Source organism: Lacinutrix mariniflava, assembly GCF_001418015.1.
Taxonomy (GTDB): Bacteria; Bacteroidota; Bacteroidia; order Flavobacteriales; family Flavobacteriaceae; genus Lacinutrix; species Lacinutrix mariniflava.
On sequence record NZ_LIQG01000032.1, the window covers coordinates 240,131 to 259,553 of the forward strand.

At 31.8% G+C, this 19,423-nt stretch carries 20 protein-coding genes; 8 read left to right on the forward strand and 12 right to left on the reverse strand.

The window, feature by feature from the left end; all coding sequences use genetic code 11:
- Window positions 1-8: 8 nt before the first annotated feature.
- Entirely contained in the window at window positions 9-1,091 is a 1,083-nt protein-coding gene (locus tag ASC44_RS17090; RefSeq protein WP_055448829.1) for a serine hydrolase domain-containing protein, read from the forward strand.
- A gap of 527 nt (window positions 1,092-1,618) precedes the next feature.
- On the opposite strand, the gene ftsY is transcribed toward ASC44_RS17090, so the two are convergent.
- The 8 genes from ftsY to ASC44_RS17125 form a co-directional block, all read right to left on the reverse strand.
- Window positions 1,619-2,593, reverse strand: coding sequence for a signal recognition particle-docking protein FtsY (gene ftsY, locus ASC44_RS17095; RefSeq protein WP_055448830.1), 975 nt, complete (start codon window positions 2,591-2,593; stop codon window positions 1,619-1,621).
- Between the two features lie 370 nt (window positions 2,594-2,963).
- Entirely contained in the window at window positions 2,964-3,116 is a 153-nt protein-coding gene (locus tag ASC44_RS17810) for a DUF4295 domain-containing protein (RefSeq protein WP_083476345.1), read from the reverse strand.
- 9 nt (window positions 3,117-3,125) lie between these two features.
- Window positions 3,126-3,308: a 50S ribosomal protein L33 gene (gene rpmG / locus ASC44_RS17100; protein WP_055448831.1), complete on the reverse strand. Its 183-nt coding sequence runs from the start codon at window positions 3,306-3,308 to the stop codon at window positions 3,126-3,128.
- 26 nt (window positions 3,309-3,334) lie between these two features.
- Window positions 3,335-3,571, reverse strand: a complete 237-nt coding sequence (gene rpmB, locus ASC44_RS17105; RefSeq protein ID WP_055448832.1) for a 50S ribosomal protein L28 — start codon at window positions 3,569-3,571, stop codon at window positions 3,335-3,337.
- A 78-nt stretch (window positions 3,572-3,649) separates the two neighbouring features.
- Window positions 3,650-4,897 carry a CinA family nicotinamide mononucleotide deamidase-related protein gene (locus ASC44_RS17110; RefSeq protein WP_055448833.1) on the reverse strand — a complete coding sequence of 416 codons (1,248 nt, stop codon included), beginning with the start codon at window positions 4,895-4,897 and terminating at the stop codon, window positions 3,650-3,652.
- Window positions 4,898-4,909: 12 nt separating this feature from the next.
- Window positions 4,910-5,251 (reverse strand): hypothetical protein, encoded by a 342-nt coding sequence (locus ASC44_RS17115; protein WP_055448834.1) that lies wholly within the window; start codon window positions 5,249-5,251, stop codon window positions 4,910-4,912.
- Window positions 5,252-5,863: a fumarylacetoacetate hydrolase family protein gene (locus ASC44_RS17120; protein ID WP_055448835.1), complete on the reverse strand. Its 612-nt coding sequence runs from the start codon at window positions 5,861-5,863 to the stop codon at window positions 5,252-5,254.
- A 123-nt stretch (window positions 5,864-5,986) separates the two neighbouring features.
- Window positions 5,987-6,760 carry a 3'-5' exonuclease gene (locus ASC44_RS17125; protein ID WP_055448836.1) on the reverse strand — a complete coding sequence of 258 codons (774 nt, stop codon included), beginning with the start codon at window positions 6,758-6,760 and terminating at the stop codon, window positions 5,987-5,989.
- Between the two features lie 88 nt (window positions 6,761-6,848).
- Here ASC44_RS17125 and ASC44_RS17130 point away from each other — a divergent pair, with 88 nt between their 5' ends.
- From ASC44_RS17130 to ASC44_RS17150, 5 genes are all read left to right on the forward strand, one after another.
- Window positions 6,849-7,487, forward strand: coding sequence for a glutaredoxin family protein (locus ASC44_RS17130; RefSeq protein WP_161805035.1), 639 nt, complete (start codon window positions 6,849-6,851; stop codon window positions 7,485-7,487).
- Between the two features lie 54 nt (window positions 7,488-7,541).
- Complete coding sequence (locus ASC44_RS17135; RefSeq protein WP_055448838.1) at window positions 7,542-8,261, forward strand: 3-ketoacyl-ACP reductase; 720 nt, start codon at window positions 7,542-7,544, stop codon at window positions 8,259-8,261.
- 119 nt (window positions 8,262-8,380) lie between these two features.
- Window positions 8,381-8,980, forward strand: coding sequence for a GNAT family N-acetyltransferase (locus tag ASC44_RS17140; RefSeq protein WP_055448839.1), 600 nt, complete (start codon window positions 8,381-8,383; stop codon window positions 8,978-8,980).
- Between the two features lie 196 nt (window positions 8,981-9,176).
- The gene (locus ASC44_RS17145; RefSeq protein ID WP_055448840.1) at window positions 9,177-9,527 is read left to right on the forward strand and encodes a hypothetical protein; all 351 of its coding nucleotides are present in this window, start codon (window positions 9,177-9,179) and stop codon (window positions 9,525-9,527) included.
- Window positions 9,528-9,540: 13 nt separating this feature from the next.
- The gene (locus ASC44_RS17150) at window positions 9,541-10,170 is read left to right on the forward strand and encodes a DUF6705 family protein (protein ID WP_055448841.1); all 630 of its coding nucleotides are present in this window, start codon (window positions 9,541-9,543) and stop codon (window positions 10,168-10,170) included.
- Between the two features lie 371 nt (window positions 10,171-10,541).
- On the opposite strand, the gene ASC44_RS17155 is transcribed toward ASC44_RS17150, so the two are convergent.
- From ASC44_RS17155 to recR, 3 genes are all read right to left on the reverse strand, one after another.
- The gene (locus ASC44_RS17155) at window positions 10,542-11,858 is read right to left on the reverse strand and encodes a dihydrolipoamide acetyltransferase family protein (RefSeq protein WP_055448842.1); all 1,317 of its coding nucleotides are present in this window, start codon (window positions 11,856-11,858) and stop codon (window positions 10,542-10,544) included.
- Between the two features lie 114 nt (window positions 11,859-11,972).
- Window positions 11,973-13,070 (reverse strand): glycosyltransferase family 2 protein, encoded by a 1,098-nt coding sequence (locus ASC44_RS17160; protein ID WP_055448945.1) that lies wholly within the window; start codon window positions 13,068-13,070, stop codon window positions 11,973-11,975.
- Window positions 13,071-13,076: 6 nt separating this feature from the next.
- Complete coding sequence (gene recR / locus ASC44_RS17165; RefSeq protein ID WP_055448843.1) at window positions 13,077-13,694, reverse strand: recombination mediator RecR; 618 nt, start codon at window positions 13,692-13,694, stop codon at window positions 13,077-13,079.
- Between the two features lie 519 nt (window positions 13,695-14,213).
- Between recR and ASC44_RS17170 the strand changes: the two genes are divergently transcribed.
- Window positions 14,214-15,671: a sodium:solute symporter gene (locus tag ASC44_RS17170; protein WP_055448844.1), complete on the forward strand. Its 1,458-nt coding sequence runs from the start codon at window positions 14,214-14,216 to the stop codon at window positions 15,669-15,671.
- On the opposite strand, the gene ASC44_RS17175 is transcribed toward ASC44_RS17170, so the two are convergent.
- Complete coding sequence (locus ASC44_RS17175; RefSeq protein WP_055448845.1) at window positions 15,655-16,017, reverse strand: CoA-binding protein; 363 nt, start codon at window positions 16,015-16,017, stop codon at window positions 15,655-15,657. The genes ASC44_RS17170 and ASC44_RS17175 overlap by 17 nt on opposite strands.
- A gap of 176 nt (window positions 16,018-16,193) precedes the next feature.
- On the opposite strand from ASC44_RS17175, the gene ASC44_RS17180 reads away from it, so the two are divergent.
- Complete coding sequence (locus ASC44_RS17180) at window positions 16,194-18,671, forward strand: TonB-dependent receptor (protein ID WP_055448846.1); 2,478 nt, start codon at window positions 16,194-16,196, stop codon at window positions 18,669-18,671.
- Window positions 18,672-19,423 lie beyond the last annotated feature (752 nt).

Here is a 19,423-nt window from a genome sequence, read left to right on the forward strand (position 1 = left end):
CAGCAATTATGAAAGCTTTAATACCAACATTTTATTTAGTGCTCTTTCTACTAGTTAGTAATTGTAGTACCGTAGAAACAATATCTCAAGACGATACTGAGCCAGAAATAGAATCTGTTTATTTTCCTCCATTAAACAATACATTATGGGAAACTAAATCTATAAGTGATTTTAACTGGAATGAAGACCAACTACAACCACTTTTAGATTTCTTAGAAGAAAAGAATACCAAAGGTTTTATTGTACTACACAATGGTAAAATTGTTATTGAAAACTATTTTAATAATCATGACGCAACAACAAACTGGTATTGGGCGAGTGCTGGAAAAACATTAACAACTGCAGTTTCGGGTATTGCTCAAGACGAAAACATAATAAACATTAATAATAAAGTATCAGATTATTTAGGCACAGGATGGACTAGCGCTATATTAGAAAAAGAGAATTTAATTACGTGTAAAAACTTATTGTCTATGACCTCTGGTTTAAACGATACTTTAGGAACATCAGTTTCGTCAGAAAACCTACAATATTTAGCAGATGCAGAAGAACGATGGGCTTACCATAATGTGTATGCAAAAATGCAAGATGTAATTGCACAAGCAAGTAACCAAACATGGACTACCTATTTTAACACAAAACTAAGAGACAAAATTGGCATGTCTGGAAGTTGGATTCCTCTAGATGATTTAAGTGTATATTGGAGTAACATAAGAAGTATGGCCCGTTTTGGTTTACTCATGTCTGCCAATGGAAAATGGGAAAACTCACAAATAATTTCAGAAAATTTTATAAACGAAGCTTCTACTACTTCTCAAAGTATTAATGAAGCCTATGGATACTTATGGTGGTTAAATGGTAAGAACTCTTATCGTTTACCACAAACTCAATTTGAATTTACTGGAGCCTTAATACCAAATGCACCAAGCGATATGTATGCTGCTCTAGGAAAAAACGATCAAAAAATATACATTGTCCCAAGTAAAAACTTGGTTATTATTAGAATGGGAGAAGCTGCGGAAGATTCTGACTTTGCCTTATCCTCTTTTGACACTCATTTATGGGAAAAACTAAATTTGCTAATGGATTAATCGCAAGATTCAAAACGAATAATTACACCTTCCTCGATATCTATTTGCAATAATTCCAAACATTTTATTAAATGCTCCCGTTGTGTAAAAGCCATGAATGCGTTTTATTATGAAGTATTAATGATTAGGTCGACTTGAAAATTATTAACTATAAGGATTATAACTTTGAATGCATTGATAAATATATGCTCCAAAAAAGAAATACAATATTAACGTACCAACTATGGGTAAGACTATATTTGGGATGTATACTTTGGATCTAATTAAACAATAACAAACTATAGAAATCACTAAAAATATTGGAAAAATAAAATAAATAGGAAACCGTACGAAAGCTACAAGCGCTTTAGGAATCAACGGATTATCTATACTATATTCAATATTAAAATAAGAAAACAACCAACGTATTGACTGAAGAACTGAATAAACCAATGACACTATTGTAAGTATCCTTAATGTTTTTTCATTTTTCAAAATCACAAAAGTTGATACGTAATTAATAAAATTATTTCGGTATAAACACAATGCTATTTAAAAAACGAATCTACAAACTCATGCTTATTAAAAACCTGTAAGTCTTCAATCCCTTCTCCAACACCAATATATTTTACCGGAATTTGAAATTGATCGCTAATACCAATTACAACACCACCTTTTGCAGTTCCATCTAACTTTGTGACAGCTAACGAGGTTACTTCTGTAGCTGCAGTAAACTGCTTTGCTTGCTCAAATGCATTTTGACCAGTTGAGCCATCTAAAACTAATAAAACATCGTGTGGCGCATCTACTAGCACTTTTTGCATAACACGTTTTACTTTTGTTAACTCGTTCATTAAGTTAATTTTATTATGTAAACGTCCTGCGGTATCAATAATAATAACATCTGCATTTTGGTTGACACCAGACTCTAAAGCATCGAAAGCGACACTTGCTGGGTCACTTCCCATATCTTGTCTCACCATTGGTACATCTACTCTATCTGCCCAAACTTGTAATTGTTCTATAGCTGCTGCTCTAAAAGTATCTGCGGCACCTAAAACAACATTTAAACCTTGCTTTTTAAATTGATAAGCTAACTTACCAATAGTTGTGGTTTTACCAACACCATTTACACCAACAACCATTAATACGTAAGGTGTTTTTGTTCCGTCTGCTTGCGGTGCTAATTTTGGTATAACGTATTCCGTTTCATTACCAGAGTTTGTTTTACTTAATAATCCAGCAATTTCTTCACGAAGTATTTTATTAAGCTCATCGGTTCCAAGGTATTTATCCTTAGCAACACGCTCTTCTATTCGTGTTATTACTTTTAATGTTGTATTTACACCTACATCACTAGAGACAAGCACTTCTTCAAGATTATCCAGTACATCTTCATCTACTTTAGATTTTCCTGCTACTGCTTTACTTAGTTTACCTAAAAAGCTTGTACTTGTTTTCTCTAGACCTTTATCTAAAGTTTCCTTTTTTTCTGAAGAGAATATTTTTTTAAAAAAACTCATTACTGTTTGTTATTTGTTGTTGGTTTGCGAAGTTGATGCTTCACGTTATTTTAGTGTTAAAGATTGCAGCCATTAAACTATTCCTCACTAGTCTTAACCATCTTGCTTTTTCTGCAAAGAGATATAGCGTAAAGCTCGACCTTTAAGTAACACCAAAATTATAATAACAATAGTTAAGCCTTTTTTACAAAACTGCTACTTTGTCATTAACAATTGTAAAGTAACACAATATTTTGCAATTATTGAAGATATTTTATTGCTGTGCACAAAAGATTCTGTTGTAGAAACAGAATAATTAAAATATTAAACAACTAAAAAAGCCGCTCTCTATAAGAAAGCAGCTTTAATAAAAGTGTATAAGAAGTAAAACTTATTTCTTGTTTAAGAAATCTGCTACTAATTCTGGTGCCATGATTTTTTCAACAAACATGTAGGCTCCTGTTTTTGGAGACTTTTCCATTCTGATTGCTTTTGATAATCTTTTTGACGATGTCTGTAAAGACGCTACGGTTTTCTTTGCCATGGTTCCTTATTATTTAATTTCTTTATGAACAGTCATTTTCTTCAAGATTGGATTAAATTTCTTAATCTCCATTCTATCTGGTGTGTTCTTTTTATTCTTAGTTGTAATATAACGTGAAGTTCCTGGTTGTCCAGAATCTTTGTGCTCTGTGCACTCTAATATCACCTGTACTCTGTTTCCTCTTTTTGCCATTTTCTTATTCCTTTATAGCTTGGCTATTATTTTATAAATCCTTTAGCTCTTGCATCTTTTAACATTGCTACGATCCCAATCTTGTTGATTGTTTTTAAAGCAGAAGTAGAAACTTTTAAAGTTACCCACTTATCTTCTCCAGGTATGAAGAAACGTTTTTTGATTAAATTTGCATCAAACGTACGTTTAGTTCTATTCTTTGCATGCGACACGTTGTTTCCAACCATTGCTTTCTTTCCTGTAAGTTCACAAACTCTTGACATTACTTATAACTTTAAATTGTTATTAAAATTCGAGGTGCAAATATAGGAAATGTTTTAGTATTGACAATCTGTTTTTTGTCAATTTTTAAAAATTTCTTTTTGAAGTTGCTCTAAAGCCTTATTAACCGCCTTGTTTATTACTCTTGTTCGATTATTCCCTAAGTCATATTTTTTAGAAAAAACACCTTCCTTTGTCGCTAATGCAATAAAAACCGTTCCAACTTCTGCATTTGAATCTCCTTTTGTTGGTCCTGCAGTGCCTGTTGTTGAAATAGCATAATCGCTTTTGTATAATAATCGACATTGCACAGCCATCGCCTCTGCAACTTCCTTACTTACAACTGAATGCTCATTTATTAAAGCTTCTGACACGCCTAAAATATCAATTTTAGTTTGCGTTGCATAGGTAATCATCCCACCTTTAAAAAAAGAGGACGCTCCAGCGTGTTGTGTAAATATTTCGGCTAGTTTTCCACCTGTGCAGCTTTCAACAATAGCTAATGTTTTACTGTTTTTAGTAAGCTGCTTAGCTATTAACACCTCTATATCTCCATCTTCTTCAAAACCAACAAATACATCTTCTATTAATGGTAAAACGCTTTTAATCTGCCCTTCTATTTCATTTTTTAATACTTCTTCATCAAATCCTTTTCCAGAAAGTCTTAATCTTACTTTACCTAAATTTGGTAAATAAGCTAACTTTATATGTTTTGGTAAATGATCTTCAAAAGACTCTATTCTTGTTGCCAATCTACTTTCTCCCATACCATAAGTTAGGAGTGTTCTATGTAAAATAAATGGTCGTTTGTATTTTATTTTTAACTTCGGAAGGACTTCTTCTTCCATTAATGCTTTCATTTCGAAAGGAACGCCTGGCATTGAAACAAATACTTTATCGTCCTTTTCAATCCACATTCCTGGAGCACTACCAACCAAATTCATGAGTACTTTTGCTTTTGACGGCATAAAGGCTTGATCTAAATTCACTTGCTGTATAGGCTGTTTTACATGCTCTCTCCACAGTTTTTTAATATTCTCTGTTACTGAGTCATTGCGAACTAAAGTATCGTTAAAATAGTCGCAAATAGTGTGTTTTGTAATATCGTCTTTGGTTGGCCCTAAACCTCCTGTAACAATAATAATATCTGCATTTGCTTCGGCTTCTGCCAATGCTTTTAGAATATGTTCTTTATCGTCTTGTATGGAAGTTATTTGGTAAACAGAAACACCAATACTATTGAGTGCTTTACCAATAAATGCCGAATTAGTATCTACAATTTGCCCAATGAGAATCTCGTCTCCAATGGTAATAATTTCGGCTTGCATGTTTTTTTTGTATTATAAATTGAAATCAGCTTTAATTTCGTTTGCTGCGTTTTCAACAGCTGCTAAAACATCTGCCAATTGAGACGAAACATCTTCACCTTCTTTCTCTAGTTTTCCCCAATCTTGAACAATAATTAGCTTATCAAGTACACCTAATTCGAAAACATCGATTGTAGGCTTCATCTTATGTGCTGTTTGATACGTTTGAAGAAAATCACCACTCTCTACAGCTTCTTTCAAAACTATGGCATCCGCAGGTACTTCTTCTAAAAAGGTTTCGGCTAAAGCTAAGATAAATTCTTCATCATTATCTGCTAACTCTCTTAATCTATGTAGTTTATAATTTTCTTCCATTTACTTTACTGTTATAGAAAACAATTGCTTGTCTTCTATGAATCCTTTTAATTTATCATTGGCAACAACTTTGCCAACTCCTGCTGGTGTTCCCGTAAAGATAACATCTCCTATCTTTAAAGTAAAATATTTTGACACATATTCTATGATTTCGTCAATTTTCCACAGCATTAGACTTGTATTTCCCTTTTGCACGACATCGTCATTTTTTTTCAGGCTAAAATCCAAATTGTTTAAATCTTTAAAATCTTCTTTTGGGAGCCAACTACCTATTACCGCAGCACCATCAAAAGCCTTTGCTTTTTCCCAAGGCAATCCTTTAGCTTTTAATTGCGCTTGCAAATCTCGTGCGGTAAAATCTATTCCTAACCCAATTTCACTATAATATTTGTGTGCAAATTTTTTATCTATATATTTTCCTACACGATTGATTTTTATCAAAACTTCTACTTCGTGATGCACATCATTAGAAAATTCTGGTATAAAAAACGGTTGCTTTTTTAATAAAATAGCAGTGTCTGGCTTTAAAAACACGACAGGATCTGTTGGTTTTTCGTTTTCCAACTCTTTAATGTGGTCTGTGTAATTTCTTCCTATGCAGATTAATTTCATTTTTTCTTAGATTCAAGAAAAAAGATCGCTTCGCTGTAAGAAACAAGACTTTTACTCTTGTGAATTATAATTATTAAAAGAATATAGTCTTTTTTCTTACCTCAATTCTCTCTTTTCTTTTTTTTAAATCTTATTATTAAAAGCTCTCAATTTAATAGCTGTTAATACCTTTTTAGTATACAAAGGAAAATCGGCATTTAAAAGCCATCCAAAATATCCTGGTTCTTTATCTAAAACGTCTAATACTTTTTTGTTTTTATGCTTTCCAAAAGAAAAACACTCTTCTCCATCTTCGTTAAAATTTATAAAACCTGCAAAATCGGCAAACTTTTTATGCGAACTAAACTCTGCTAAAAACTTAGTGTCGTTTTCTAAGTCTTCGTAACGGTCTAATTGTGCTTTTAACACTTCGTAAGTTGCTAACGTATCTGCTTCTGCTGTGTGGGCATTTTCTAAACTTTTATCGCAATAGAATTTATATGCTGCACCAAGTGTTCTCTTTTCCATTTTATGAAAAATAGTTTGCACATCTACAGCAACTCTACCTTTCATATCAAAATCCATATCCGCACGCAACATTTCTTCAGCTAATAATGGAATATCGAAACGGTTAGAATTAAATCCTGCTAAATCGCAATCTTTAGTCATTACACTAATCTCTTTCGCTAATTCCTTAAATGTTGGCTCGTTTGCAACACGCTCGTCTGTTACACCATGAATAGCAGAAGTTTCTGCAGGAATTGGCATTTCTGGGTTTACTAACCATGTTTTACTTTCTTTATTCCCGTTTGGAAACACCTTTAAAATAGAGATTTCAACGACTCTATCTTTAGAAATATTAATTCCTGTTGTTTCTAAATCGAAAAAGCAAATTGGTTTTGTGAGATTTAATTGCATCTAATTGTTAATTTTGCACCAAAACATGGTACGATTTATGCAAATATAAATGTATTATATTATTTTTACTTTGATATCAATTATAAATATGAAGACATACCTTACTCTAATTGCTTTCCTGCTGCTTACAATAAACAGTTTTGCTCAAAATAATCATAAATTTGTTAAACTTACCGAAGAGAAAAAAGGTAAGCGCCTAACACTTTATGCTACTAATACAGACTCTATATCTTACGATATATTTTTAAAAGTAGATACCAAAGATTTTAGACGCAGTAGCAACAGGCCTATTATAAGAAACGTTGCTGCTAATAGCAAAATAAAACTAGCTACACTTATCCAATTAGCCGGAACCGAAGGTAATTATAATTCTATTTTTGTTGTTAATGAAGTAGCATATGCCTTAGATGTGGATAAAGATTTTGAAGCTTTAGATTTTAAACTAGACCGCGCTATTAAAGATAAAAAAGTAATCCTTTTTACTAAAGACGATTGCGTTATTTGCCCAGATACTAAACGCATTTTGGAGAATAATAAAATTACTTATACTGAGTATAACATCGACAAAGACAGTACTACTTATATTAAAATTATTAAAGAATTTCAAGCCAATAAAGAAAGTAGTTTCGAAAATAATATCCCGCTTTTAAAAGTAGAAAGTAAGATCTATAACAATATAGAAAGCATTGAGGATTTTATTGGTGCGTTACGCAAGGCTTTTAATTAAATACTATAAAAGTAATTTAAACATAAACACATTTTACAATACAATATTAAAAAAATGAAAGATTTAAAAAGTAAAAAAGCAATAATTACTGGAGGCGGAAGAGGATTAGGAAAAGCTACTGCCATGGCATTTGCAAAAGAAGGTATAGACGTTGCTATAACAGGAAGAAATGAGATTGCTTTAAAGGCAACCGTTCTAGAATTAGAATCTCTTGGAGTTAAAGCTACCTACTCTGTATTCGATGTTGGAAATTACGAAGAAGTTAAAACTGGAATACAAAGCATTATAAAAACATTTGGTACTATCGATATTTTAGTAAATAATGCTGGAATTGCTGCCTTTGGTTCGTTTAACGATATGGATGTTAAACAATGGAGTCAAATTATACAAACCAATCTTATGGGAATGTATTACGTAACTAAAGAGATTCTACCTTATTTAATAGACAAAAATGAAGGTGATATTATTAATGTTGCTTCTACAGCTGGATTAAACGGAAATGCGAATACATCGGCCTATTCTGCTTCTAAGTTTGCCGTAATTGGTATGTCTGAGTCGTTAATGAAAGAAGTACGTAAAAACAATATTAGAGTTTGCACATTAACGCCAAGTACAATAGCGTCGGACATGTCTGTAGAATTAGGTATTGCAGATAAAGATTCTCAAGATAGCGTTTTACAACCCGAAGATTTTGCAGAACTTGTAGTTGCAGGTTTAAAATTACCAAGAAGAGCAATGCTTAAAAGTGCAGCTTTATGGTCTACAAATCCTTAATATTATAGTTTAACACATCGTTTTAGAGTTTTAAACAAGACTTGCTTTAATAAAAAAATAGTCGACCTTCGCTAAATCCTGACGTTCGGGAATAAAAACACTGCCAACAACCTTAAGAAATGAAAATAAAAATTCTAAAATCAGAGATCCAACTTGAAAACGACAGCGTCTTACTTCTTCCTTTTACCAATAAAAGAAACGAAGAACTTAAAGACATCATTTTCGATAAAGAGATTTGGGAATTTATGGGATCGAACATAAATAACGAACAAGGTTTAAAAAACTATATCGCAAAAACAATTAAAGACAAAAACAATCGCCTTTGCTATCCTTTTTTAATTATCGATAAAGAAACCAATAAAGTTGCAGGTTGCACAAGATACGGAAACGTAGATGCTGCAAATAAAAAATGTGAGATTGGCTGGACTTGGCTTGGAGTAGATTTTCAAGGCACAGGACTAAATAAAGCATGCAAGCACGAATTATTGCAATTTGGGTTTGAAACTATTGGCTTTAAAAGAATACAGTTTTGTATCGATAGTAAAAACCTAAAAGCTCAAACTGCAATAGAGAAAATAGGTGCACAAAAAGAAGGTGTTTTTAGAAACAACAACGTTGCACCAAGTGGAGATAGTAGAACCGATATTTACTACAGTATAATAAAAGACGAATGGAAGGCTTTAAAAGATGAAATTTTTCCTGAGTTTTTAGTATATTAAAAACTTAATACAACATTATAGCCTTTTGGCTAAATATTTAAATAAATACAAAGGCACAGTTTTACGACTGTGCTTTTCTTGTTTTATCGCACTTGACTTTGTCGAAAAAATAGTCGAACTTCGTTTAACGTATGATATAAAACATTGAAACGGTTTCATATTAAAGTCATTCTACACCATTTAAAAAAAAAACATCGTGCAATACAATAAACATACAGATGCGGAAAATTTCGCAGAGATATTAAAAAATGTTGTCTTGCCAAGTAAAATTTCAATTGGAATGTTTGAGTTAAAGGGAAAACGAATGCCCGAAACTTCTCAAAACTACGCTGAAAATGAGAATGACCATTTTGAGAATAAACATCAATATATTTTCCCTTTACTAACTGGAAATCTCGAAATTAGTTTGCGCCTTTATGAGAATGTTGACAACCATTTTCGTCTTTACTGTTTGACTCATAACGCCATTAATACAACGGATTCAAATTGGACAAGACTAAAATTAGACAAAGATGGATTACTTGACGACTCACAAGACTGCAACTAAAAACAAAACTATTATGAAAAATATATTATTAATTATAACTGCTATTTTAACATTTATTTCGTGCAAAGCACAACAACCAATTATACCTTTATTCAATGGTTCAGATTATTTAGATACGTCAAATGCATATTATAAGGATGTAGATGGAGATTTCACTAAACTGATAGGTACTTGGCAATATACTAATGGAAGTGAAGTTTTTAAAATTACACTAAAAAAGAAAGAACAAGATTTATATAACGAGACTAATGAAATTTCTTATTATGAAGATGTGATGTATGGAGAATATCAATATATAGATTCTAATGGCATTGAGATAATAAATTCAATTAGTAATATTGATTCTTTTACAGATGTTTCCGAACATTTTATATATGGAGGATATATTATAGACAATAATAATTTGCCAATCTGCGATGATTGTTCAGATAACGAAAGAAGAGTAAAGGTCTTAATTGAAGACCCTTTAAGGCCATATTTAAGTTATAAGATGATTATAAGACATATTCCTGGAGAAGTGCTATTGGGTACTACTGAACAAATTAAAATAAAAATAAAAAGAAGTACTACAGCAATTGTTCCTGAAGGTCAACCAGATAACGATAGAATTGATTTTGATGAAATAACATTAGACAAACAATAAAAAACTAACCACAACCACGTATATAAAAAATAGCAGTTAAGTGTTAAACTCAAAATTTAATTCTTTTCTGCTATTTTTGCTTTAAACCGAAAAAAGCACATATAAATCTGCTACTTTCTATATACAATCACGTTCTTGTTGATTGCTTCGCTTCGCGCTAAACAAGAACGTTAGGCTATAAGTCATTTTTTGAAATTTAAAAATACTTCGTATATTCAAATTTCAAAAAACAACTCATAGCCGCTAGGAGCTAAACAAACTTTCTAAAAACATAAAAAAAAAGCACAGTCGTAAAACTGTGCTTTTCTATACTTTTATAACTTTATGTAATTCCTGAGATACTGAAACAAGTCCAGCACTAGAGGAGTTTGTTAAATCTCACGATTAATATCCCAAGCTTCTAAATAATCTTTTACTGCTTTTACAAACTGTCCACCAAGTGCACCATTTACAACTCTGTGATCGTAAGAGTGCGACAAGAACATTTTGTAACGAATACCAATAAAATCACCATCTGGAGTTTCTATAACCGCAGGTACTTTACGTATTGCACCTAAAGCTAAAATCCCTACTTGTGGTTGATTAATAATTGGTGTTCCCATAATACTACCAAAAGTACCAACGTTAGTTACTGTATAAGTACCGCCTTGAATATCGTCTGGTTTTAATTTATTATCTCTTGCTCTACCTGCTAAATCGTTTACCGCTTTCGTCATGCCAACTAAATTAAGTTGATCTGCATTTTTAATAACAGGTACAATTAAATCACCATTACCTAATGCGGCAGCCATACCAAGATTAATATTTTTCTTTTTAATAATTGTATCACCTTGAAGAGAAATATTCATCATTGGGAAGTCGCGTAATGCTTTCGCAATAGCTTCCATAAAGATTGGTGTAAACGTAAGGTTTTCGCCTTCACGCTTCATAAAATCGCTCTTTACTTTCTTTCTCCAATTCCAGATATTTGTAACATCTGCTTCTATAAAACTCTGTACGTGTGCACTTTTCTGTACACTTTCAACCATATGATGTGCAATTAACTTGCCCATTCTAGTCATTTCTATAATTTCGTCACCTTCTGCAGAAACCACTGGAGCTGCTACTTGTTTAGCTGCAGGTTTTGCAGGTGCTTTAGTTACTGGAGCTGCAACTGCTTTCGCTGGCTGCGAACCTCTAGTTTTTAAATACGCTTGCATATCTGCTTTAGTAACACGACTATCTTTCCCAGAACCAGGAATAGTATCTAATTCTGCTTGCGCAATACCTTCGGCTTTAGCCATATTTTTAACTAATGGCGAATAAAAACGTTCTCCATTAGAACTAATTGGTGCCGCAGTTTCTTGAGCAGCAACAACTGTTTGTGCTACATCTGCAACAGCAGGAGCCGTTTTCTCTTCTACAACTTCTTGTGCTTTTGGAGCTTCGGCAGAGGCATTACCTTCACCTTCTGTTTCAATTACAGCGATAGTTTGCCCAACTTGAACAACATCGTCTACATTAAAAAGTATTTCTACTAAAACGCCATCTACTTCACTTGGTACCTCGCTATCTACCTTGTCTGTTGCAATTTCTAAAATCGCTTCATCCTGTTCTATAGTATCACCAATTTCTTTTAACCAAGAAGTAATTGTTGCCTCAGCAACACTTTCTCCCATTTTCGGTAACTTTAGTTCAAATCTTGCCATATTAATAAAAAATGTGTCTTTTTGTAATTTCAGAGTGCAAAATTACTAAAAAATAGTCTATTTATCTGATTATTCAATATAATTTTAAAATCTATTTTTGTAATACTTTGATACTTAAAAGTGTATCACTTCTCCTCTACTTTTCGAGGAATGACTTCCGAGTATAAAATTAGCGTTTTTTGGAAGTATTTTGAATGATATATTTTTATTTTTTTCTGAAGTTTCCATTTGCTGGATAACCTCTTGAAAACTAATATAATTCGCGTCGAAAATAATTTGAGTATTACTTTTCACTTCGGAAGAATTAGAAACTTGTTTTACGGGTTTCAATAGCTTAATAGCTAATCTTTCATTTTTAGCATTCGAAATCAAAGTATAATCTTGAACCGTTAGTCTCTTAACTGAAACTTTACTTTTAAATAATTTTGCAGATTGTATTCCGAAGAATACCAAAGCATCAAAAACCAAATTGCTTTTAAAATGCTTTTTGTAAAAAATTTGCATCGCACCATAAAAACGCTTCGCATAAGTTTTATCTTTTAATGTACTTTCTCCTTTATAATGGATAACTGAAGTTTCTCCAAAATAGAAACTCTGGTAACCTGATTTTTTAATTTTATAACTTAAGTCTATGTCTTCGCCGTACATAAAGTAATCTTCGTCGAAACCTTTAACCTCATTATAAACACTACGTTTTAATAACATAAAAGCACCAACAAAGACATCTACTTTACCAATCTCATTTTCTTTTAAATGGTTTGCGTAATAATGTTTAGAATTACCTAATGCTTTATTAATTGCAATTTTAGTTACAGGAACATTGCGTTTACTTTCTGGCAAATAGTTTCCGATGCCATCTATTAATTTACAACCAACGATTCCGAGATTGTTTTGTTTTTCGGCGAAAGCCAAAAGTGTTTTAAAAGTATTTTCTGCTACAACAGTGTCCGGATTTAATATGCAAAGGTATTCACCTTTGGCTTGTTTAACGCCAATATTATTTCCTTTCGAGAAACCTGAGTTTACTTTATTCTCTATAAATTTTACATTTGGAAATTGCTCTTTCACCATCACACAACTACCATCTTGAGAGTTGTTGTCTATTACAATAATTTCAGCATCTAAACCTTGAATAGCAGCTTCTACGCTTTGCAAACACAACTGTAAAAAGTAGTGTACGTTATAGTTTAATATGATGACAGAAAGTTGCAAATGCAATTAGTATTTTAGTGAAGCTTCAAACGGAATTCGGTTTAATATACTACGGCCAAGTGTAATTTCATCGGCATATTCTAATTCATCACCAACTGAAATTCCTCTCGCAATTGTAGACGTTTCAACTTCTAAACCGTTTAATTGTTTAAAGATATAGAAATTAGTTGTGTCGCCTTCCATAGTTGGACTCAATGCAAAAATGAGTTCTTTTACATTTCCACTTCTTACTTTTTCGACAAGACTTACAATATTTAAATCGTGAGGACCGATACCTTCTATAGGATTAATTTTCCCTCCTAAAACATGATACAATCCTTTATGCGATGCTGTGTTTTCTATTGCCATAACATCGCGAATATCTTCGACCACACAAATAATATCGTCTTTTCTTAATGGGTTTGAGCAAATTTCACATAACTCGACGTCGCTTATATTATGACACGATTTACAAAATTTCAAATCTTCTCGCATATGTGATAATGCATTAGATAGATTTAGTGTTTGCTCCTTTGGCTGTTTTAGTAAATGTAATGCTAAACGCAATGCTGTACGCTTACCAATACCGGGTAATTGTGCGATTTCGCTGACTGCATTTTCCAAAAGTTTTGAAGAGAATTCCATAGCCTGCTAAATTAATCTTTTTGTTACGAATTGATGCATTTATTTATTTGATTTTTATGTGATTATTCTTGTAGGTTTTAGACATGGGTTTCATTTATTATCACGAATTACCATTATTATATTTGCTTACTCTTCTGTTTCTTTGACACGGATTTCGCATATTTTTACGGATTACCGCTAACTTGGCTTGGAGTACTCTTGCGTTTCTAGACACGGATTTCTCAGATTTTCACGGATTATCACTCTTCGCTGATTACTCCTATGTTTTATCATAAACTCTATTCTCTTCATTCCATTCTCTTTCTTTTCTCTTTATTCTATTCTCTTTTCTCTTTTCTCTTTTCGCTATTCGCTATTCCCTATTCTCTTTCTTCTTTTCTCTTTCTTCTTTTCTCTTTCTTCTTTTCTCTTCATCCTATATTCTTCATTCTTATAACTAGGACACAACTTTAAATACTTATAACTTATAACTCTTAACTTTTTACTTTTCCGTATTTTGGCTCTCAGAAAATAATCTACATGTCAGCAACTCTAATATTACTACTAATTGCAGCCTATTTTGGCGTGCTTATACTAATCTCATATTTTACTGGAAGAAAGTCCGGAAATGATGCCTTTTTTAAAGGTAACAAACAATCTCCTTGGTATGTTGTTGCTTTTGGAATGATAGGCGCATCACTTTCTGGTGTTACTTTTATTTCGGTTCCTGGTTGGATTGAAGCCTCTCAGTTTAGCTATATGCAAGTTGTTTTAGGATATATTGTGGGTTATTTAGTAATTGGAACCGTTTTACTGCCTTTATACTATAAACTTAATTTAACTTCGATCTATACCTATTTAGAAGAACGTTTTGGTAATTACTCCTACAAAACAGGAGCTTCATTTTTCTTAATTTCTAGAGTAATTGGAGCGAGTTTTAGGTTGTTTTTAGTTGCTAATGTTTTACAAATTGTTTTGTTTGACGAACTTGGTGTTGAATTCTGGCAAACCGTTACTATTACCGTACTTCTAATTTGGCTTTACACGTTTAAATCTGGAATTAAAACTATTGTCTGGACCGATACTTTACAAACCTTATTTATGCTTATTGCAGTTGGTGTAGCCATTTATTTTGTGAGTGATGAATTAGGATTAAACGGTAGTAACGTTTTAACTTTTGTATTAGAAAGCGATTTAAGTAAGACTTTCTTTTTTGATGATTTTAAATCTGGAAACTACTTCTGGAAACAGTTTATTTCTGGTGCATTTATAGCGATAGTTATGACTGGTTTAGATCAAGATATGATGCAAAAAAACCTAACCTGTAAAACATTAAAAGATGCACAAAAAAACATGTTTTGGTTTACTTTGGTACTTACAATTGTAAACTTTGTTTTTTTAAGTCTTGGTTTACTATTGACCGTTTATGCTCAGAAAAATGGGATTGATGCCCATAAGGATGATCTATTCCCTATTCTAGCAAAAAACCATTTAAGTGTTGGTGTCTTTGCTTTTTTCTTATTAGGTTTAATTGCTGCCGCATACAGCAGTGCAGATTCTGCTTTAACTTCTTTAACGACTTCTTTTAGTATTGATATTTTAGATATAGAAAAAAAACATACGCCGCAAGAACAAGTAAAAATTAGAAAACGCATACATGTTGCAATTTCTTTTATTTTAATACTTGTTATTGTTGCTTTTAAATATATTATTAAAGATGCCAGCGTTATAGCTAAACTCTTTGTTTTTGCAGGTTACACCTATGGACCTCTTTTAGGATTATATGCTTTTGGCTTATTTACAAAATGGCAAATTAAAGATAAAATTGTACCAATTATTGCTATACTTTCTCCTATCCTATCTTACATAATAAGTGTGAATAGTTTAAAATGGTTTGGTTTTGAATTTGGTTTCTTTATTCTAATTTTAAACGGCCTAATTACATTTTTAGGATTACTAATTATTAGAACAAAAGAAACTTCTAATACTGATTTGTAGATAATAAAACCAAAGTACAAGCAACTTCAAACTCAATATCGTTTTTCTTTAAAATAGTATAAAATTCAGGATTCTCTGTTCCCGGATTAAAAATAACGCGCTTTGGCTTTAAAGACACAATGTAATCATAATACTGTACTTGTCTTTTTGGGTTTAAATATAAAGTAACTGTATCTATATCCTTATACGGCTTCAATTCTGTATCTATTGTAACACCATATTCTACGCCTTCTCGCAAACCAAAAGCTACAGTTTCATGATTGTAGTTTGTTAATTTTCGCATAGCCATGTTAGAATAACGCTGCGTTTTTGTAGATGCTCCTATTACTAATGTTTTTTTATTCATATAAATTTTATTTAATACTGGGTTAATTCCGCGAAAGCGAAAACTTCTTTTTTGTTAAAACAATGTTAACGTTTATTAAAAACAGTAACACAATATAAAATTAATCGTCTTAATAATAACACCAAAACAAAATCAATCAATCAATCAATCAATCAATCAATCAATCAATCAATCAAATGAAAAAAATCATCTTCCTTTGTTTGTTACTAGTAACCACATTAGTGCAAGCGCAAACTTCAGTAAAACAATTACCCACATTTAAAACTGGTATTATTACAGGTACTGTTTTAGACGGTGTATTTAACGAACCCTTACCATATGTAAATATAGTTATTCGCGAATTGAGCGGAAAAATTATTACTGGCAGCATTACTAAAGACGATGGTACTTTTTACATGGAAAATATTCCAGAAGGCACCACTAATGTAAGTATCGAGTATTTAGGATACAAAACGGTAAGTAGAGAAATAACGATAGACAAGAAAAATAGTAAAATAGATTTTGGCGAAATCAAAATTTACGAAGCGGCTACTAGCTTAGACGAAGTAGAGCTTACTGGCGAAGTCTCAACAATACAACAAAAAGTAGATAGAAAAGTAATTACGGTTGGTAAAGACTTAACTACTTCTGGGCCTACAGCAAGCGATATAATGAACAACTTACCAAGCGTAAGTGTAGATTCTCAATCTGGAGCTATTAGTTTAAGAGGAAATGCTAATGTGCGTGTTATGGTAGATGGCAAACTGTCTAACATTCCTGCGGCACAATTACTAAAACAAATACCGTCTACGTCTATAAAAAGTATTGAGTTAATTACCAATCCGTCTGCTAAATATAATCCTGAAGGCATGAGCGGACTTATAAATATAATCTTGAAAAAGAATATAAAAATTGGTTTTAACGGTAATATTAATTTAGGCTTAAACTACCAAGATAATGCTAAGTTTAATAGCTCGATAGATATGAATTACCGTAATGGTAAATTAAATTTCTACGGTAATTATGGTAATAATATTTCTAAAAACGACAATAGTGGTTTAATAAGTAGACTAGCAAACAACTCGGAACAAGCTTTTGCTTTTAAAGACAATAATAAGAATCACTTATTTAAAGCTGGAGTTGATTTTTATTTAAATGATAAGAATACCATTTCGTTTTTTACGAATCAGAATATAACAGATGCTAAAAACGGAGGTACAACTGATGCTTTGTTTTATGATATGCCTAGCTTAAACCAATATCAAGTTTTCGATAGTAAAAACGATAATAATTCGTCGCAATACAATTTTGATTACAAACTAGAATTAGCAAAAGAAGGCTCTAATATAGAATTAGAAGTAGATTACAATGTATTTGACCAGCAAGAAGATGCCGATTTTAGATTTTCTGGAAATACAGATTTAAATAACTACTTAGATTTTGTAACTACAGATAGAGACAGAACTACTATTAACTTAGACTATGTGAATCCGTTAAGTGATTCTGCAAAATTAGAATTAGGAGTACAAGCTCGTTTATTTAACACCAATATAGATTATAATTCTACAGGAATTTCTTTAAATAATATGGGTGTTTTTAGACCAACACCAAGTACGGTTTTCGATTATTCTAGAGATATCTATTCTGCTTATGCAACTTATGGTAAAACTTTTGAAAAATGGACCTACCAAATAGGTTTACGTGCAGAGAATGTAAAAGTTAATGCAGATGCGTTATCTACTGAAGCTACAAATGAAACAGACTTAATAGCTTTTGATAATGATTATTTTCAAGTGTATCCTTCTGCTTTCTTTACGTATTCACCATCAGAAAAAAATGCGTACCAATTAAGTTTTAGTCGTCGTGTAGATAGACCTGGAATAGGACAAATAAATCCTATTAGAGAATGGAGTACGCCTTTAATATCTTCTTTTGGAAATCAAAATTTAGAACCACAATTCACAAATTCTATAGAGTTAAATTACACGAGACAATTAAAAGCAGGAAGTGTTACAGCAGGTGTTTTCTATCGTGCAATACAAGATGAAATTAACCAAGGTATTACTATAGACAGGACCGATGTTACTTCTGGTCGTCAAATTTTAACTCATAATAATTATGATGACACCTCAGCTTACGGATTAGAATTATCAAGTAATTATAGACCAACTAAATGGTGGAGTTTAAATGCTAGTTTTGATGCTTATATGCAAACTCAAAAAGGAATTACAGAAATACTAGATGCACCATTAGAAACCGCAACTTTAAACGATATCCAAACTAATGTAGTTGAAGTTGATAATTTTGCATACAATTTTAGAGTATTCAATAATTTTAAAGTCACAAAAAAAATAAGCTTATCTGCATTTGCTTTTTACCGTGGTTCTGCCGAAGATTTACAATTTAAAAGTGAACCAATGTATTTTGTAAACCTTGGCGCAAGACATGATTTTGCAGATGGTAAAGGTTCTTTTAGCTTAAACTTTAATGATGTGTTTGGAACACAAGAATTTGGATTTACAGGAAACAGACCTTACAAACAAGTAGGAACCTTTAACTGGGAGAGCCAAACTATTTTTGCCGGCTTATCTTATAGATTTGGAGGCGAGAAATACCAAGCTAAATCAAGAAAAAACAGAGATAATAACGAAAAATCTGGTGGTGGATTTTTATAGACGTTAGATTTAAAATACTAATTAGTGTTTTAATAGCCTTATTAATAGTTAATGGTTAGTGTTATACAAGGTTATTAAATAAGAAAACCCAAAGCTTGATCAGTTTTGGGTTTTTGATTTTTTTGAAAAACGCCTCTTATAAATAAGTCGATTATAAGTTAAATAAATACTAATTATTTTAAACGTCTAAATAACGTTAGTATATTTGCCCCGATTAATTCTTTAATCCGATTTTCTAATCGATATAGAGTTGGTTAATAGCGATGAAATCCTGAGACTTATGTTTCAGGATTTTTTTTATAAAAAAATAGGCCTAGAATGTTAAAAACGTGTTAAATACTGATAATCAGTGTAATAAATTTACTTTTGCATCGTCTATATAGAAACACAACACAGTTAACGAATATCTTTTATTTGAATTAGTCTTCCATTAAAACGTTCGTAAACACGTTAAGTTTATATGATTAATAGCAGAGAATCCCAATGTTGACGCGTTGGGATTTTTATTTAAAATTAACCTCGAATGTTAAACTATGTTAAAGCCTCATTTTAAGCGCAATTAAGATAAAAAAGACACATCTAAAGTAATATACAACTTAGAAAAACGAATCGTTAAATTTGAATTAGTCTTCCACTTTAAAGGTCGTAAAAAAGTTAAGTTTTCATGATTAATAGCAAAAAATCCCAATGTTAAATACATTGGGATTTTTAGTTTCTGTTTATATGTCATTCTGCGCATTGATGCAGAATCT

Bases quoted from the DNA above. Each gene is read 5' to 3' on its own strand.
- ASC44_RS17090 (WP_055448829.1), top strand. From the start codon at position 9: ATGAAAGCTTTAATACCAACATTTTATTTAGTGCTCTTTCTACTAGTT.
- ftsY (WP_055448830.1), bottom strand. From the start codon at position 2,593: ATGAGTTTTTTTAAAAAAATATTCTCTTCAGAAAAAAAGGAAACTTTA.
- ASC44_RS17810 (WP_083476345.1), bottom strand. From the start codon at position 3,116: ATGGCAAAGAAAACCGTAGCGTCTTTACAGACATCGTCAAAAAGATTA.
- rpmG (WP_055448831.1), bottom strand. From the start codon at position 3,308: ATGGCAAAAAGAGGAAACAGAGTACAGGTGATATTAGAGTGCACAGAG.
- rpmB (WP_055448832.1), bottom strand. From the start codon at position 3,571: ATGTCAAGAGTTTGTGAACTTACAGGAAAGAAAGCAATGGTTGGAAAC.
- ASC44_RS17110 (WP_055448833.1), bottom strand. From the start codon at position 4,897: ATGCAAGCCGAAATTATTACCATTGGAGACGAGATTCTCATTGGGCAA.
- ASC44_RS17115 (WP_055448834.1), bottom strand. From the start codon at position 5,251: ATGGAAGAAAATTATAAACTACATAGATTAAGAGAGTTAGCAGATAAT.
- ASC44_RS17120 (WP_055448835.1), bottom strand. From the start codon at position 5,863: ATGAAATTAATCTGCATAGGAAGAAATTACACAGACCACATTAAAGAG.
- ASC44_RS17125 (WP_055448836.1), bottom strand. From the start codon at position 6,760: ATGCAATTAAATCTCACAAAACCAATTTGCTTTTTCGATTTAGAAACA.
- ASC44_RS17130 (WP_161805035.1), top strand. From the start codon at position 6,849: ATGAAGACATACCTTACTCTAATTGCTTTCCTGCTGCTTACAATAAAC.
- ASC44_RS17135 (WP_055448838.1), top strand. From the start codon at position 7,542: ATGAAAGATTTAAAAAGTAAAAAAGCAATAATTACTGGAGGCGGAAGA.
- ASC44_RS17140 (WP_055448839.1), top strand. From the start codon at position 8,381: ATGAAAATAAAAATTCTAAAATCAGAGATCCAACTTGAAAACGACAGC.
- ASC44_RS17150 (WP_055448841.1), top strand. From the start codon at position 9,541: ATGAAAAATATATTATTAATTATAACTGCTATTTTAACATTTATTTCG.
- ASC44_RS17155 (WP_055448842.1), bottom strand. From the start codon at position 11,858: ATGGCAAGATTTGAACTAAAGTTACCGAAAATGGGAGAAAGTGTTGCT.
- recR (WP_055448843.1), bottom strand. From the start codon at position 13,694: ATGGAATTCTCTTCAAAACTTTTGGAAAATGCAGTCAGCGAAATCGCA.
- ASC44_RS17170 (WP_055448844.1), top strand. From the start codon at position 14,214: ATGTCAGCAACTCTAATATTACTACTAATTGCAGCCTATTTTGGCGTG.
- ASC44_RS17175 (WP_055448845.1), bottom strand. From the start codon at position 16,017: ATGAATAAAAAAACATTAGTAATAGGAGCATCTACAAAAACGCAGCGT.
- ASC44_RS17180 (WP_055448846.1), top strand. From the start codon at position 16,194: ATGAAAAAAATCATCTTCCTTTGTTTGTTACTAGTAACCACATTAGTG.